Source organism: Bartonella numerosa (assembly GCF_037070845.1).
In the GTDB taxonomy this organism is placed as follows: domain Bacteria; phylum Pseudomonadota; class Alphaproteobacteria; order Rhizobiales; family Rhizobiaceae; genus Bartonella.
Window position 1 is genome coordinate 1 of record NZ_JAYMZI010000003.1, and the last position, 16360, is coordinate 16360.

Annotated in this window: 17 protein-coding genes, 2 tRNA genes and 1 other RNA gene; 11 read left to right on the plus strand and 9 right to left on the minus strand. The window is 41.0% G+C overall.

The genetic code is table 11. The features are described from left to right. Positions 1-957: 957 nt before the first annotated feature. From ykgO to WCP75_RS02070, 5 genes are all read left to right on the plus strand, one after another. Positions 958-1083, plus strand: a complete 126-nt coding sequence (gene ykgO, locus WCP75_RS02050) for a type B 50S ribosomal protein L36 (RefSeq protein ID WP_336276599.1) — start codon at positions 958-960, stop codon at positions 1081-1083. Positions 1084-1197: 114 nt separating this feature from the next. Beyond that, the gene (locus WCP75_RS02055) at positions 1198-1965 is read left to right on the plus strand and encodes a tetratricopeptide repeat protein (RefSeq protein ID WP_336276600.1); all 768 of its coding nucleotides are present in this window, start codon (positions 1198-1200) and stop codon (positions 1963-1965) included. A 155-nt stretch (positions 1966-2120) separates the two neighbouring features. Further along, a non-coding RNA gene (gene ssrS / locus WCP75_RS02060) (6S RNA) lies at positions 2121-2280 on the plus strand. Between the two features lie 116 nt (positions 2281-2396). Then, a complete protein-coding gene (locus tag WCP75_RS02065) occupies positions 2397-3005 on the plus strand; it encodes a 5-formyltetrahydrofolate cyclo-ligase (protein WP_336276692.1) in 609 nt (202 codons plus the stop codon). An 18-nt stretch (positions 3006-3023) separates the two neighbouring features. Further along, positions 3024-3845, plus strand: coding sequence for a TIGR00282 family metallophosphoesterase (locus WCP75_RS02070; protein WP_336276693.1), 822 nt, complete (start codon positions 3024-3026; stop codon positions 3843-3845). Between the two features lie 133 nt (positions 3846-3978). Here WCP75_RS02070 and murA read toward each other — a convergent pair whose 3' ends face one another. Then, complete coding sequence (murA, locus tag WCP75_RS02075) at positions 3979-5274, minus strand: UDP-N-acetylglucosamine 1-carboxyvinyltransferase (RefSeq protein ID WP_336276694.1); 1296 nt, start codon at positions 5272-5274, stop codon at positions 3979-3981. Between the two features lie 120 nt (positions 5275-5394). After that, positions 5395-5547: a hypothetical protein gene (locus WCP75_RS02080; RefSeq protein ID WP_336276601.1), complete on the minus strand. Its 153-nt coding sequence runs from the start codon at positions 5545-5547 to the stop codon at positions 5395-5397. Between the two features lie 171 nt (positions 5548-5718). On the opposite strand from WCP75_RS02080, the gene WCP75_RS02085 reads away from it, so the two are divergent. After that, positions 5719-5793 (plus strand) — tRNA-Thr (locus WCP75_RS02085). 56 nt (positions 5794-5849) lie between these two features. Here the strand turns inward: WCP75_RS02085 and WCP75_RS02090 are convergent. The 5 genes from WCP75_RS02090 to WCP75_RS02110 all read right to left on the minus strand — a co-directional run bounded on the left by WCP75_RS02090 (position 5850) and on the right by WCP75_RS02110 (position 8368). After that, positions 5850-6608 carry a lambda exonuclease family protein gene (locus WCP75_RS02090; RefSeq protein WP_336276602.1) on the minus strand — a complete coding sequence of 253 codons (759 nt, stop codon included), beginning with the start codon at positions 6606-6608 and terminating at the stop codon, positions 5850-5852. Between the two features lie 219 nt (positions 6609-6827). Continuing rightward, positions 6828-7085 (minus strand): hypothetical protein, encoded by a 258-nt coding sequence (locus WCP75_RS02095; protein WP_336276603.1) that lies wholly within the window; start codon positions 7083-7085, stop codon positions 6828-6830. Between the two features lie 53 nt (positions 7086-7138). Beyond that, positions 7139-7369: a hypothetical protein gene (locus WCP75_RS02100; protein WP_442894939.1), complete on the minus strand. Its 231-nt coding sequence runs from the start codon at positions 7367-7369 to the stop codon at positions 7139-7141. Next, a complete protein-coding gene (locus WCP75_RS02105) occupies positions 7353-7742 on the minus strand; it encodes a hypothetical protein (RefSeq protein ID WP_336276604.1) in 390 nt (129 codons plus the stop codon). The genes WCP75_RS02100 and WCP75_RS02105 overlap by 17 nt, the downstream gene beginning before the upstream one ends. A 314-nt stretch (positions 7743-8056) precedes the next feature. After that, a complete protein-coding gene (locus WCP75_RS02110; protein ID WP_336276605.1) occupies positions 8057-8368 on the minus strand; it encodes an XRE family transcriptional regulator in 312 nt (103 codons plus the stop codon). A 444-nt stretch (positions 8369-8812) separates the two neighbouring features. Here WCP75_RS02110 and WCP75_RS02115 point away from each other — a divergent pair, with 444 nt between their 5' ends. The 4 genes from WCP75_RS02115 (at position 8813) to WCP75_RS02130 (ending at position 14730) form a co-directional block, all read left to right on the plus strand. Next, on the plus strand, positions 8813-9814 hold the full coding sequence (locus tag WCP75_RS02115; RefSeq protein ID WP_336276606.1) for a YdaU family protein: 1002 nt from the start codon (positions 8813-8815) through the stop codon (positions 9812-9814). 1 nt (position 9815) lies between these two features. After that, on the plus strand, positions 9816-12236 hold the full coding sequence (locus WCP75_RS02120; protein WP_336276607.1) for a toprim domain-containing protein: 2421 nt from the start codon (positions 9816-9818) through the stop codon (positions 12234-12236). A gap of 278 nt (positions 12237-12514) precedes the next feature. Continuing rightward, positions 12515-13108, plus strand: coding sequence for a hypothetical protein (locus tag WCP75_RS02125; RefSeq protein WP_336276608.1), 594 nt, complete (start codon positions 12515-12517; stop codon positions 13106-13108). Between the two features lie 1232 nt (positions 13109-14340). Further along, entirely contained in the window at positions 14341-14730 is a 390-nt protein-coding gene (locus WCP75_RS02130; protein WP_336276609.1) for a hypothetical protein, read from the plus strand. Between the two features lie 751 nt (positions 14731-15481). Here WCP75_RS02130 and WCP75_RS02135 read toward each other — a convergent pair. Beyond that, positions 15482-15566 (minus strand) — tRNA-Leu (locus WCP75_RS02135). 86 nt (positions 15567-15652) lie between these two features. Beyond that, positions 15653-15859: a hypothetical protein gene (locus WCP75_RS02140; RefSeq protein WP_336276703.1), complete on the minus strand. Its 207-nt coding sequence runs from the start codon at positions 15857-15859 to the stop codon at positions 15653-15655. Between WCP75_RS02140 and WCP75_RS02145 the strand changes: the two genes are divergently transcribed. Continuing rightward, positions 15771-16352: a YqaA family protein gene (locus WCP75_RS02145; protein WP_336276696.1), complete on the plus strand. Its 582-nt coding sequence runs from the start codon at positions 15771-15773 to the stop codon at positions 16350-16352. The two genes, WCP75_RS02140 and WCP75_RS02145, sit on opposite strands and share 89 nt — an antisense overlap. The last annotated feature ends 8 nt before the right edge of the window (positions 16353-16360 follow it).

Consider the following 16360-nt stretch of genomic DNA (forward strand, 5'->3'; position numbering starts at 1 on the left):
ATCATTATACTTTTACTACTTCTAAAACAACATGTCCACATCCGAGACACCCAGCGCACCGGTGCCCGCTCAAAGGTGACAAACACACAGTTACCACTTCACAGACCCCATCCGAAGCGTATCCATTTCACAGACACCAACCGCAGCGTTTCCAGTTCACAAACACAGCCGCAGTGTTTCCAATTCACAAACACAGCCGCAGCGTTTCCAATTCACAGACACCAACCGCAGCGTTTCCAGTTCACAGACACCAACCGCAGCGTTTCCAGTTCACAAACACAGCCGCAGTGTTTCCAATTCACAGACACCAACCGCAGCGTTTCCAGTTCACAGACACCAACCGCAGTGTTTCCAATTCACAGACACAGCCGCAATGTACGATAATCGGCAGTTTTATAAATATGAAGTTTTCCTATGATTGTGCAGTAAAATGCTGAAAAAAGCGTGTCCCAACGCCACAACGACAAACTTTTTTGGGGGACGTGCAACATCAATTGCCGTTTTTGATATTTTTTTGATTGCCCGTTTTTATTTCATTCTCCACCCCTTTTCCTTAGTTTTTTATAGGGGAATGAGAAAAAAATTTTTCCCCAAAGAGAAAATTTTTTTTGTTATTCTTTACAGTCATTTTTATTTGAATGAGTCCCCAAAAAAGAAAACACTCAAATTAAGTTTCTATAGCTATGACCGTTGAAGCTCGTAATACAGCCGCTGTTTTCTGGGACTGATCGCTTGACAGAAATGATCGTTTTTGCTAGAAGTGTTGCGAGTTTTTGCTTGTCGGATGTGGTAATGGGGTGGTTCGATGGGTGTGTTTCTTATTGTTTTGTATTTTCTCGCGGTTGTTGTCGTTGGTGAGATAATCGGCTGAGAATTGTGATACAGTGTTGTGGAATATTGTGCACCAGAGTTTCGGAATAGCGGGTATGGTGCTTTTTGGTATTGACGGTGGTTATAATGAAAATTAAAAATTCGCTTAGAGCACTAAAGGAACGTCACCGTAACAACCGTTTGGTGCGTCGCAAGGGTCGTATTTACATCTTAAATAAAGTGAATCCGCGTTTCAGGGCACGTCAGGGTTGACAGTTTTTAGGTTAGTTTTTTTTCCTTTTTTAGGTAAGATGCGGTTTCTTTTGGCTTTTGTACTAAGGTTCTGAAGCAGGTTTTGTTGTTCTCTGTTTTTGAGGGCGTGTTTTTTTGGAATTTTTTGTCTTTTTGGAAGCTTTACGGTCTGGGAATTTCTCTGTTTTCCGCTATTTTCTTTTTACCTGTGTGGGGGTTTTTCTCTCGGTTTCTTCTGTGCATAGTCAGGATTTTTTTGAATCGCCGTTTGAGGAGCACTCGCCTCGGTCTCTTTTGCCTTTAGGTGACTTAATACCTGGCTCTCCCTCTTCTCCATCTGCTAACTCTAATGAAAAAGATGCCATCTCCGAGGAGTTTGACGCAGTGCGCCACCTGCAAGGAGACAGAGCCAAGCAGCGCAAAGAAGCAGAAATTTCACGCTTGCTAAAAGAATTGAAATTTTGCGCCGATGTAAGAAAAGCAAGAACGATAAGTCAGCAACTTCAGCGCTTATGGTCGCAGTCAGGAAGTGAAACTATTGACCTTTTAATGGCATGGGCTGAAAGAGCTATTGGTGCCAATGATTATGGTCTTGCCCTTGATTATATCGACAACGTCGTTGCGCTTTTTCCCGATTATGCTGAAGCTTGGGTCAGGCGTGCTTGGATTCACATTCAGTTCAGTGACTTTAAGCTTGCTATGCTTGACCTTAACCACGCCATCAGCCTTGAACCGCGCAATTATATCGCATTTTTTGAGCTTGGAGTTGTCATGGAATCGACCGATCGTCCACAACTTGCTATTAAGGCTTATGAAACAGCCTTGCATTATTATCCCCAAATGCAGAAGCTTCAAAAGCGCGTTTCATTTTTAATAGACAAGCGATCCCCACAAGCTATCTGAACGCAGGACTTCACTTAGCCGCGCAACAAACCTTTTGCGCTGAGTTTTTCATTATCGTTTAAGTTCAAATATCAAAGATCGCGTATTTTTCTAAATATTGCATTGAGACAATTTTGTATCTAGCAAAGGAGTTAAGATTATCCTATATATGGAGAGGTGTTCTGCGCTTCCCGACAGGAAATAACATATTCCTGAGACCTTATTGATTTCCAAGGGAGCTGTCCCTGAAGGGGCTCGTGGGTCTTTTCATACGGCGCCCACCTAGTGCTTAGGTTCTTGGGATCAACCTTTTCCATCGGCTGTTGTGGATCACCGTTTTTCGTGCCAAGTTGTTATCATTTTTTGCGAAAATGTTCTGCTACGATTTTTTTCGTAAGAGCTGCAGAAAATTTTTGTAATTTTTAGCGATTTACAGAATAGTTGAACAAATGATGGCACAAAATAGCAAATACCCGCATTCCTTTTCTTTGATTCGGTCACGTTTACGCCGTGTTGGCTTGTCCCGCCGTGATGCTCTCTCTCCAGGAGACCGCGTTCTTCATTCACAGCGTGCTTGTTCCCACGTAATTGATTATCTTAAACGGAGTGGCGAAGATTTTTCTCGCATAACATTGTCAGGATATTTTCCGATCAAATCGGAAATAGACCCTCGTCCTCTGCTGGATATTATAGCATTGCATGGTGGCAGTTTAGCATTGCCAGCAGTTCTTGACTCAACAACGATGGTTTTCCGTGCATTTTCAGATACTACAGTGCTAGAAAAGATGCGATTTGGCACCGTTGGTCCCACTGCAGAAAATGCAACTGTTGTTCCAAACTTTATCATTGTGCCACTTTCTGCCTTTGATAACCAGTGCCACCGCCTTGGCTACGGGGGAGGATATTACGACCGCGCCATTTCCTCTCTCGAGCAACAGGGACACCAGTTTCGTTTATTTGGTTTAGGATTTTCGTGTCAAGAAGTTGAATCAATTCCTCATGCAAAACATGATCTTCTTATGCATGGCATCTTTACAGAAAAAGGTTTCTTAGAACGTTAAAATGTGATTAAAGCGCTTATGCGATTTTTATTTCTAGGCGATATTGTTGGTGCAACAGGTTGTGAAGTTGTTTTTTTTGAGCTTCCGCAACTTATTGCAAGGTGGCGTCTTGATTTCGTCGTAGTGAATGGCGAAAACGCGTCTGGTGGTTTTGGGATCACTCGTGAAGTGTATCAGGACCTTCTCTCTGCAGGCGCTGATGTTATTACAACAGGTAATCACGCTTTTAGACATCGAGAAACATTTCAGCATGCTTATGAAAGCGAGCGACTTTTGCGTCCTGCCAATTTTCCTAAAGGCAGTTTAGGGAGAGGTTGCGGTATTTTTACAGCAAAGAATGGATCGCGTGTTCTTGTTGCCAATGTTTTAGGTTCTGTTTTCATGCCCTGCGAAGCAGATGATCCATTTGAAGCCGCTGAAAATATTTTGTCGGCTTGTTCATTATCTGAGCAAGCAGATGCGATTATTTTTGACTTTCACGCAGAGACAACGAGCGAGAAGCAATGTTTTGGCCATTTTCTTGATGGTCGTGTTAGCGTTATTGTTGGTACACACACCCACATACCCACAGCTGATGCGCAAATTTTAGAGGGCGGCAGCGCTTATTTGTCAGATGCCGGAATGTGCGGAGACTATAATTCGTCGCTTGGAATGGACAAGGAGGAACCTCTGTACCGCTTTCTTTATAAAAATAAGCGTGATAACTATGAGCCTGCACGTGGTCCTGCAACACTTTGCGGTTTAGCGGTGGAGATTTCGGATAGAACGGGTTTAGCTGAAAAGGTCTCAGCGGTACGCATAGGTCCTCGTTTAAAGTCTGAAACTCCGGATTTTTGGTGATTGTTTTTTCCACGTTAGGCTTTTCGAAACGCTCGATTTCAAAATGCAACTTGATGCCTCAGCAGAATCAATATTTCTGCGTCATAATTTTGCATTTTGAAAGATATTTGCCCCCTGCTTATGAATGAGAATACTAAGCGACTATTCGTTGAATTATAGCCTCACACTGTGCCAATTTTTTTTCCAACTGTTCGAACCCACGATCAAGATGGTATACGCGATTAATGACCGTTTTTCCCTCTGCGGCCAAAGCAGCAATGACAAGAGAAACGGAAGCTCGCAAATCGGTTGCCATGAGTTGAGCTCCTTGTAGATTCTCTGTTCCCTGAACGATTGCGGTCTGTCCATCGAGCTTAATCTGCGCTCCCAAACGTGTGAGCTCCTGAACATGCATGAACCGGTTTTCGAAGATTGTTTCGGTGATACGCGCTGTTCCTTGGGCGCGCGTCATGAGAGCCATGAATTGTGCTTGCAGATCGGTTGGGAACCCAGGATAAGGCCCTGTTTTAATATCAACGGGCATTATTTTTGTTTTCTGTTTGTTTCGTTTTACCTGGATTCCTTGAGGTTTTATTTCAATACCGAGTCCAGATTTTTTCAGCACTTCAAGAACTTTGGTCATATGGTTATGATCTGCGTTTTTAAGCAACACATCCCCCCCCGTCATAGCGACAGCCATTGCATATGTTCCTGCTTCGATCCGATCGGCAATAACGGGGATCCTAGCCCCATTGAGTTTTTTTACCCCCTCGATGGTAAGGATTGGTTCTCCTTGTCCTGTTATTTTTGCCCCCATTGCATTAAGGGCTTGAATAAGGTTTATCACCTCTGGTTCACAAGCTGCATTTTCGAGTACAGTTTTTCCTTTTGCTGTTGCCGACGCCATGAGCATAACATGCGTTCCCCCGACAGTGACTTTTGGGAAACGATAATTTGCCCCTTTTAATCCTTTTGATGCTTTTGCATGTACGTATCCTCTTTCGATAGTAATAGATGCTCCTAAAGCTTTGAGCCCCTCAAGTATAAAATCAACAGGTCTTGTTCCAATAGCGCATCCTCCTGGCAGTGAAACGTAAGCCTCTTTGCATCGTGCGAGCAATGGCCCGATGACCCAAAAGCTTGCACGCATTTTTTTCACCAGTTCATAGGGTGCGCAAGTAGTTGCTATTTTTTGTGCGGAAAAATGTATAGTTCTTGAAGCGACAGAATCTTCCGTTGCTCTTTGTCCCTCGACAGCATACCCGACTCCATGATTGTTCAAAATACGAATTAACAACTCCACGTCAGCCAAATGCGGTACATTGTCCAAAATGAGCGTATCTTCTGTAAGTAAAGCGGCGATCATGAGGGGCAACGCCGCATTTTTTGCTCCTGAGATAGGAATAGTTCCCTTCAGTTGTTTTCCACCAACGATTTGAATAGCATCCATAATAGCTCTGCTCTCTCCTTTTGAGTTTCCCTTTCTAAAGGTTCCAAATTCTTGAAAAGCCATCATCCACGAAAACCATTAAGAAATTTTGTTACAAAGATGCCGCATAATTATCTGATTTTAGGTTTCTTTTTGCGTCCTTTTTCTGCTTTGCTCTTTTCTGCGTTTTAGGTTTTCGCGCAATTGTTTAGCCAGTCTTTCTTTTCTGCGCTTTTCTTTTTCATCTTGGTGATTGACTTTTTCTTCCCTATTGTTTTGAAATATTTGTGTCATTGCGCGACCTTTTAGAAAAATACTCAGCTTTAATCCAAGCAATTCATTGCTGTTATGTAGAAACTCTGTGTTGTGTCATGACACAAGAATGGCTTTCTTGCAAGAATGCACAAATGCTCTCTTGCCTATTTTGCGCCAATATGGCAAAACGCAGCGCAAAAGCTTTGAAATGCTGCGGTAGCTCAGTGGTAGAGCACTCCCTTGGTAAGGGAGAGGTCGAGAGTTCAATCCTCTCTCGCAGCACCATTTTTCTGAGTTTTTTCTTATTCCTAGAGTTTTGTCAACTTTTTCTGATTCTCTTTTTACAGATTGTTTCTACTTGTTTTTTTGGAGATGGTCGCATTTTTTCTGGCGAATTTTCTTTTTTTTCTGGGCAGAAGCGAAAGACCGACGGACAGATCCGGAGATGTTTCCACCTCCCTTCCGCCTTCAGTGCTTTCCCCTTCGTTGAAAATATGCTTAATTTTCTCCACCATATTGTCCAAGGCATCGTTAAAACGGTTAATTTCGCTTTCCAGCTTACGAATATAGGCTTCGTCACGGTATGCTCTCTTGATCAGGGGCGGCATATCAGGCCAATGGAGCATGAGATCTATCCATTCACGTTGGGCGATCCATAATCCTCCCTGACACTGTGCTTTGTGTTCTTCAGGGAAACCTTTTTTATAGAAATGGGGTATCAAAATCTCAGGTTTTTTTGTTTTAATTTCTAATAACCCATTTTCTCCGATGAACGCATCAGGAGAGAATCCTTTTCTTCGATCATCAGAGAGAACGAACCCGATAGATTTAGGCTGCGTATCGGTAAGTGTACTATAAAGCTGCCGAGCGCTTGGTTCTAATTCTATCCCACGCCGCATTGCTGAAGTTGTCCCTTCTTCAACAATTTTTCCAGTAATTCTTTCCCCAGCGAGTTTCATCATAACAGAATGATATTTTTGTGTTTTTTGCCCTTGTTTTTTCCTTGCCATCACCGGCTCAAACAAAGAAGCGGTGACCAGACCTCTCCTCACTTTGAGCCACTCATCAGTTCCCTGAATACAATCGATAATAATTGGCATGATATTCCTCTCCCCCTCAAGAAGGCTCTCTTTGTCTTCGCAACGTTTTTTGGTTAATCAATTTTCATTTTTTTTCTCGAATTTCATTTTTTTTCAAACGCGGCTCTAATTTTTTTTCTCTTCTTTTGCAAACAGGCTTTTTCTTTTAGAATTTACGATGAAGAACCCTTTGAGTTTTTGGACATTTTTTTTCCATATACGCTCTCCCCTTTCCCGTGTTTAATTCGTTTGTTGTCCGAGACAGCGCCATACTTTGATTGGCGATTTTGTTGTTTTTTTTCTAATTTTTGTCACTTTTGAGCAAAGATTTTCATAATTTTTTTCAGATATCCCGCCTGACACTTTGTTATCAGAAATTCTAGCGCCGAGGATTGTCTTTTTTGCTTTTCTCCCGCAAGAACCACCTTCATTTTTTCCTTTTTCCATGGCGTGTTTTGTCGTGCCTTCTCCTCTCCCTTTTTCGCTTTTTTCCCCCATTTTTTTTCCTTTATGCCTTCGACATAGATATGAAAAATGAGGGAATCTTTACGCTATTGAACAATGAAAAAATCATCTCTCCGATATTCTTGAGCCAAATTTTTTGCAGCATGTTGTGCAGCTTCTTGCGATATAAAAGGAACCGCATTTTGTTTTTTTGGTTCAAGCCTAATAGTATCGTTTTCTCTTCCTGCGTAATAGAGAGAAATCCCGTGATAAATGGTTTCGAGGTAACGTGTCATGACCTTATCACCAATAGCCATTATTTTACCACCAATAGCCATTTAATACATCACGCGGCCGCAATCGGTTCTGTTTTTCATAAGATCCATAGACATTTTTTTCATAATCTTGCGCAATTTTTTCGTCTAAATACAGCTGATAAGCATCACTGTTTAGAATGAATGGTTGTAATTTCTCGTCATTTTCCTCGATATCATTATTTTGAACGTAAACATCGGCCACTTCTTCACTCACGTCATCAGCACGCAATGTTACGAGGTCAAGACGCAAAATTCTCTGTACAGTTTCGCGTTCATCAACCAGTTCAAGAACCTCTTCGACTTGTTCGATAGGTCCCTCATAAGCGTCTCCAGTTTCGTCTTCACAAAGAATTACAACTGTTTCATCCTCTTTAACGAATGGAACATTTTTCATGAATTTTTCCCCCTGAATAGTTGATAAAGCAAAGCTTTATCTTGACACGATCAAATATAGCATTAGTCTTATATCCTCTATTGGAGATATGTCAATTATTTTATCCTTAATAAAAGATATATTTTCAGTCCATGTAGCGTCAAAACAGCAGGTGTGAATGAGGACCTTGCCCACCTTCTTCCACTTCACGTCTCTGTACTGTTCTCTATTTGTTCTTATCTAAAGCAGTCATAACGGGGGAGTTAAAATGAGAGATTTAGAATTGGTACAATGTTGGTGCACTCTTGATCAAAAAACACGAAAAGATATTATCCTCATGCTTCGTCAGTTGGTCGCCGCAAAAGAGTTAAAATTGCCTTCCGCTCTTCAGGAGATATCCTTGAAACGAGGTCGATGAATTCTAGATCCTCAGCATTGGTTTTATCTCCATAAAGGATATAGCTCATGCTGGCATTAATTTCGTGACAGATACTTGCGAGTGATTCTATCGTCGGTTCTTTTCCTTCTGTAAGGATAGAATGAAGATACCCCGCTCCTCTCCCCGAGGCGAGAGAGACAGATCTTTTGGATCGTCCGCTTTTTTCAAGTGCCGCGTGCAATCTCTGACGCCAACCATCAATATTCATAGTCTCACCATATAACGCGTCCTTCAAAAAAAGACACGTCCTTTTTGAAAAATGGACTTGTATTATCCTCAAAAGAGGATAAAATTAAGAAAAACAAAATTTATTCTTTGGAGGGATAAAAGCTTATTTTCGGACCATAAAAACATTTCACCACCCCAAAGGATGCAAAAAAGGCGCCCCCGAAAACCTATGCGTCTAGAATGTTGTATTATTGATCATTTACCATTTACGCAACATCAAACTGCAAGGCCACTTATATCTTGGCACACGCAAGCACCTATGAATCTTTAATATGAGCACTCCAAAAATTGTCACCGAATAGAACAAACTGTAACACGAAGCCAAAGCATAAAATCTCTCATCCGAATATCTTTGATAACGAACATTGATTTCGATTTTACTGTGAATGGAATTGTATAAATAAAGAAGAAAGTGGATTGAAGCATGAAACACGCTCATCAACAAGAAACTCATAACTATGAATCTTCTACACTTCCCTATGTTTGTTGGTATCAGAATGATTTTTTAGGAGACGTACGTGGAATGCGTTCTCACGAGATTGGAATTTACACGATTTTACTCAACGAAATGTACGCCCGCGGTCGCCCTTTAGAGATATCGGTGGGGAGGTTAGCGCGCCTTTGTGGTTGTGACAAGCGAACTTTTACGAGTGTTTTAGAGATGCTGATTTCGGAAGGGAAAATTTTAAATTTAGCGAATGGTTTATGGAATCAGCGGTGCGAAAATGTGTTTCATGAGCGGATAAAATTGCTAGAAAAGAAATCATTTGCTGGTCGTGCTTCAGCAAAAAAACGAAAAGAAATCAATGAAAGAGTCCAGCAACTGCTGAACGAGGGTACGAAAGGTGATAAACGTAACTCAGAAGCTCAAATAGAAGAAGAAAAGCAAACACCTAGCGGTGTTTGTGAAAAGCGATCTTCTTCTTCTCAGACAAGGGAGAAGAGAGAATGGGGGGAATCATTTACGATGCTCTCTTCTCCCTTGACGCCAACACGGCAGGGTGAAACGGAAAGACTTCCCGATTCTGCAAAGAATGAAGGAAATTTTTCCCACTCTGGTGACGATACGCTAAGCCTTCTAAGTTCTCGGCAAAAGAGCGGTGGTCTTCAAGCGATTCCCAAAGGTCAGCGTCTCCCCAGCGATTGGACAGCAGACATTTCCGCTGCAGTGGCGGAGGGCTTAAGCGAAGATCAAGCACGTTGGCAGGAAAAAAAATTTCGTGACTATTGGCATGCCAAAAGCGGCAAAGAAGCGCTGAAGGTTGATTGGCACGCCACGTGGCGCAACTGGTTTCGCCGTGAGATTGAACGGATAAGAGAGAATCAGAAAAGACCTTCACCCATTTCTTCTCACACCGCGCAAGCACCGCATAGCAACAATGATGACGCCATTTACCGGAGCCTCATCAATTACCGTACGATTTAACATGAGCGCAATTTTTGAAATTAAACAAAAGCTTTCATCCCAAGCAAGCTCGGTTGCAGAAATGCTTCTCCCACAAGGCCATAGGCGTGGCAATGACTGGATTGTGGGGAGCACACGGGGCGAAGCTGGCAAAAGTTTATCAGTATGCTTGAGTGGTGATAAAGCGGGTCTGTGGTATGACTTTGCAGAGGGAAATGGCGGGGATATTTTAGATCTTTGGTGCTGCGTGAAAAAAATCAATCTCGCCCAAGCGTTAGAAGAAGCGCGGCACTATCTGAATTTAACACGTCCCAAACCATTTATGGCGCCCAAGCGCTCCTACCGACGCCCATTTCTCCCAGCAGGAGGCACGCCACAAAATTTAGTGAAAACTTATCTCAACAAAGAGCGTTGCATTCCTCTTGATATTTTAAAACGTTACCGCATAAGAGAAAGCGGAGGAAAGATTATTTTCCCCTTTTACAAACCCGATGGCACCCTTGCTTTGGTGAAAGAGCGACTGGCGCAGGCAGGCGCGAAGTCAAAGCCAACAACGGCGCACTGTGAAGCGATTCTGTTTGGCTGGCAGGCTATTTTCCCAGTGGAACATGCTCTTGCCTCCACCAACCAGCACGCATCACCAACGGTCAACCGGTACGCATCGCCAACGGTCAACCAGCACACATCGCCGACGGCCAACCAGCACGCATCGCCAACGGCCAACCAGCACACATCGCCAACGGTCGATCGGCACGCATCGCCAACGGCCAACCAGCACACATCGCCGACGGCCAATCAGCACGCATCGCCAACGGCCAACCGGTACGCATCGCCAACGGCCAACCAGCACGCATCGCCGACGGCCAACCAGCACGCATCGCCAACGGCCAACCAGCACGCATCGCCAACGGCCAACCAGCACGCATCGCCGACGGCCAACCAGCACGCATCGCCAACGGCCAATCAGCACACATCGCCAACGGTCAACCGGTACGCATCACCGACGGCCAATCAGCACGCATCGCCGACGGCCAATCAGCACACATCGCCAGCAAATAGAGAAACTGTTCGGGTAAGTCCGATAGATCATCGTTCTTCCCCTCAGGTAGCATCTTCAGAAGATAAAAAAACGGGACCAGAAGATCAGAAAGATCACCCATCCAACCAAGGAGGATCTCCAGACGACAAAGACAGAGCTTCCATGAACCGGTGCTTTGTCCCAACCAATCGTACAATCGTTGTCACCGAAGGAGAGATTGATGCACTTTCTTTAGCTGCTTACGGTTACCCAGCAGTTTCAGTACCGTTTGGAGGAGGAGCTGGAGGAAAACAGAATTGGATTGAAAATGATTTTGATCATTTAGAAGCTTTTGAGACTATTTTTTTAGCCACTGACATGGACAAAGCTGGAGAAGAAGCCGCCGATGAAATTGCCAACAGACTTGGCCGCCACCGTTGCTATCGCGTTTGTTTGCCACGAAAAGATGCCAATGAATGCCTCACGAGCGGTGTGGATGCTGCAATCATAGCAAACGCTTTTTCATCGGCTAAAAGCTTTGCTCCCAAAGGGTTAAGGCGCGCTTCAGACTATAAAGATCGGGTGATAGAGCTATTTTGGCCAGAACATGAACAACCTATCGGTTACACAGTACCCTACCCTAGACTCAAGGATAAGCTTTATTTTCGCCCAGCAGAATTAACACTTTGGAGCGGATCTAGTGGTGCGGGAAAAAGCCAACTGTTATCAGACTGCATCCCCCATTGGATCGCGCAAAAGAGCCGTCTTTGTTTAGCCTCACTGGAAATGAAAGGGGAACAATCTCTGCGTCGTTTAACCAGACAAACAGGAGGTTTAAATCAGCCCAAAAGGGAAATGATTGAACAGATACTGCATTTTTTAGACGACGGCCTCATTTTATACGAGCATGTTGGAAAATCGAGCGTCGACACATTGCTTGATGTGTTTGACTATTGCCGTGCGCGCTACGGCTGCGATCAATTTATCATTGATAGTCTGATGCGTCTTGGCATCGCCTCAGATGATTATGCAAAACAAGAACAAGCAGTTTATAAAATGGTTGACTGGGCTGTTTTAAATTCCGTCCACATTCACCTTGTCGCGCATGCACGAAAAAGTGGCATAGAAAAAGACGTCCCCAATACTGAAGATATAAAAGGAGCTTCGGAAATTGGTGCCAATGCTTTCAACATCATCACCATCTGGCGTAATCGCTCGTTAGAAGACAAAATTCGCGCAACATCGGTTGCAAAAGAAAAGATGGATTTAGCCAAACGCCCAGGTGTCATTATGAATATCGCAAAACAGCGTTCAGGCGATTTTGAAGGAAAAATAGGTCTTTGGTTTGACCAGCAAACTTATCGTTATCGTTGTTCTTATGAATATTCCGCACATGCACGGCGTTATCTTGAACACACAAACTAAATGGCTAGAGAGAGTACAAGAAATTGGCCACTCCAACAGCCAAGAAAATGTTTATTGATTTTGGCATCTTCTTCTCATTCTGGCAAACATAAAACCCTCTTCAAAAGCGTGCAAAATCAGTGGATCCAGTGCAAAACGAAACGCCAGTGGCTCTTATCATCCACACCCACCTCTAAAGAACGGGCTTAAAAACTTTCTGCTAAAGCAGCGGCCGTACAACACCAATATGCCTGATTTATTTTAATTCATAACCAGGTAATCATTTTTGAGGAGACAACATGATCCAAAAAGACAAGAAGAAAAATAAGGATGAACGTAAAAGAAACACATCAACTTTTCCCTCCTCTAAGCATAGTGAAAAAACACAACATATCGGACACTCAAAAACGCAAGAGGTTCTCATTGAGACGGATAATCCTTATTTTCATCCGGCCCATTCAGAAAGCTACGAAAACCCGCGCAATATCGTTGCCATTGCCGATGCACGCAATCACCCCATTGCGCTTTTATACGCAAAAGGACACATCAGCAAAGCGCAATATAAAGCAGCAGAACGTTTTTATATTTACTGGCGTCAAAGTCAGGCTGACTTTCATATGAGCCTAGACTATACACGCCAAAAAGTTGATGGAAATCAGGGTTACACACACCGCATTGAACGTCAAATAGAGGCATCAAATCATTTGCAGGCGATCAAATCCTTTCTCGGCGTTCTGGGCTATCATCTTGTTGAGAGAGTTGTCGGCCACGGACAAGCGATAAAAGACCTGAGTCCCCTAAAACGCAAGCAGAACTCACTTGCTGATCATTTACGAGATTGTTTAGACCTTCTGGCATCTCACTGGGGGTACGCAAACAAAAAACGTTTTTGAGCATCTTCCGCTCCGCAAAAAAGAGCAGTATCCCACGGTACAATGCAACCAAAAAGAAACCGAACGTTACACAGCACCACCGGAGACTTTATCAGGAACACAACCCATAAAGATATTTGGATAATAGCGGTAAATATTAAACATACAATTACCGGATCTCACTGGATCTCACCGGCCCTGGAATTTCCCTGCTACCAATTTTGTGTTACTCATTTTATTAAAGCACATTCCCCCAAAACAGCATCAGTGGGGCTGATCTCTATCATTTAAAAGTAAATCACTTATTTTTTTTGCACACTCCTTCTAAGTCTTTAATGGATAACTCTTTATATTTTTATTTATTGACTTAGTGTAGAAGTGTAATTTTATATGGTATCTATTGTTCTCGTTAAAATTTTGTTTTGTTATTTTCAAAAATAATTTTCATAACAATGTTACGTCGAAAACTATATGTTGATAAGGTTTTATAAAATAGGTTTAAAATAAAAAAATGATACTTATCATGATATGTGAATAAATAAATTAACAACAAAACAACAAATTAAAAAATAGCTTTTTCATTTATATTTTAACTAATGTTATCCACAAAGCACGCGTATTTTATAAAACTGTCAGCTACGGACCCTCTGTAAATGCTGTAAAGTATCCTATGGAGACGCTACAAAACCAAGTGAAAAATACCAACATTTTCTAGATATTATATTTTTGTTCTCTTTTAACAGAGTATTTGTTTATATATTCATAATGGCTGTAAAATTTTTCTCGTACTGTGTCTGATGAGAAAATTTATCGACTCTGAAATGAGAGATTTCAGAATAAAACAAGCATCCACAATTATAATATAAAATCCTCATAATAATGGCATGTTATATTAGACAGTATAGCAATATATTATGAAATATTACGTGATCTTACTTAGAATTTACGATTTCCTGTCTGATATAGATTCCCTTATCATCGAACAAAAAAAATATTCATAAATACTGATTTTACTACAACATAATTTATAGTTTTAAAATTATATTTTGACTACAAGTAAAACAGATTTTTTAAGAAAAACTCATATAAACATGGCATTATTTTTTCAGTATAAAAATAACTACTTTTAAAAAAACATATAAGTTTGACTCTTTTTCAAAACTGTTGCATTTTTACTATAGTATTTAAATAGCTTTTATGTATAATCCATTATGATATTTATTTAATAAAAAAATAAATATAGGAGAGAAACTATGAATATCAGATACCTTTTCATAGCTGGTGCTATTACTGGTGGCTTAGCCGTAGCAATTCATTCATCTGATCATAGAGTAATACAAAAAAACACTCCTGCTATTACTCACTTTACTGACATTAATAATAACTATACTACCAATAAAAAAGGTTCTACTATACCTAAAAAACCTTTTAATTCTACTAATAAAGACTTGCACTTTATTGAACGTACGAGCGGCGACCTTGAAGGCAACCTAGAAATGGTGGGGTTCATAGATACTTCCAAAATAAAATCGGACGATATGGACGATTTCTGTGCACAAGGAAAGAAGCTATTACAAGCCCTCATTGGTTTTATGCGCTCCCTTTTCACAATTGCAGTACAGGTATTTTTTCAAAGAAGTTAAATTGATAAAAAAGAATTCATAAATATAGTCTCCAAATGCAAAAATATATTCTGTGAATTCAAGCTCCTTAAAAGGCCCAACATCGGGCCTTTTGAGAATTTGTTATATCAAATACCTTTTGTTTTAATAGCATTTTATTATTTATAAAAAGTTAATATAAAAATCTTTTATTTTATCATTATTTACACTGTAATATATTTGTTTTGTTTGATTTTTTTATTATTTACATGATATAAGTTTTTAATAAATTGTTTATATTTCAGGAATTAGTAAATGAACCTTTCAATTAATCAAATAGCTTCTTTTCTCGGAACATTTTTTGTAATTGATTCTTATATTTACATTGCAATTATATTTTTTTTCATTTTATTAAGTGTTACTGCTAAATAAATATTTTTTCGTGAAAAAGCTGAAACAATAACATATCCTGAAAATACGAATTTGAGGCTAATATTTATTGTATTTTTATTCGGTTATGCTGTAAGAAATTCATTTTATTTGTAATTGTTATTTACGCTCGATATTCCTGATTGCCATCAGGAAAGTTTTTGTTTTTCTAGAAGATTTATTAATATTCTCTATTGCATTGTAATTGTCTACCATTGCAGAACGACTGGATTACGGAAAAGAGGAACACAGGAATAGGCCGCTTTGGATAAACAAACGAAAACTTTTTAGGATTCAAATGAACAAACGAAAACTTGTCGGAGACTAACTTTGGTGCTGTGTCAGTTTACTTCCTTAAACGGTATGGTGCGGGTGGTCGGACTCGAACCGACACTCCTCTCGGAACCAGATTTTGAGTCTGGCGCGTCTACCAGTTCCACCACACCCGCACATCATCGTAAAGAACAGACTTGTTCGTCACTCTCTGGCACTATATGAAGAAGTGCAGATTCGTCAACACAAGACTTCTCTTTATCTAAAGAATTTGTATTATTTTTATCTCACTTAGTTTATCGAATACAAGCACTTGAAATTTTTGCCCGTTTAAATTTATGAAAAAACCGATAACATTGAACACATTAAAGCTATGGACAATTTCTTTAGCGAATCGGCGCAGAGCGCCCCACTGGCTTGGGTTTGTTACTTTTATTGAAAGTTTCATTTTTCCAATTCCAGCGGACATCGTGTACATTCCCATGGTGTTTGCCCGTCCTCATCGTGCTTATCACTACGCTTTTATTGCCACTGTATTCTCTGCTTTAGGGGGAGTGACCAGCTGGTGTATTGGTTATTTTTCCTATGAAACAATCGCCAAACCGATTTTAGAATTTTACGACAAATATGAAAGCTTTCAGGAACTGCGGAGTGGCATGACGCTGGAATTTTTGGTAATTTTGCTCATTGTTTCAGGTTTTTTTCATTTTCCACCTATTAAGATCGTTACAATTTTGGCGGGTGTCATGGGTGTACATCTTGGCATTTTTGTTTTAGCCTCCGTTTTCGCGCGAGGAGGCCGTTTTTATTTTCTAGCGTGGCTTATTCGAAACTTTGGTCGAAAAGTGGTTGATTTTCTTTTCCGGAATCTCAAATGGGTCGTTTTTGTTAGTTGCATCGCGCTTTTATCAGTCTATGGGATACTTACCTTTTTCCTAAACAAAAACTTCTTTTCATTTTAAGGAACATG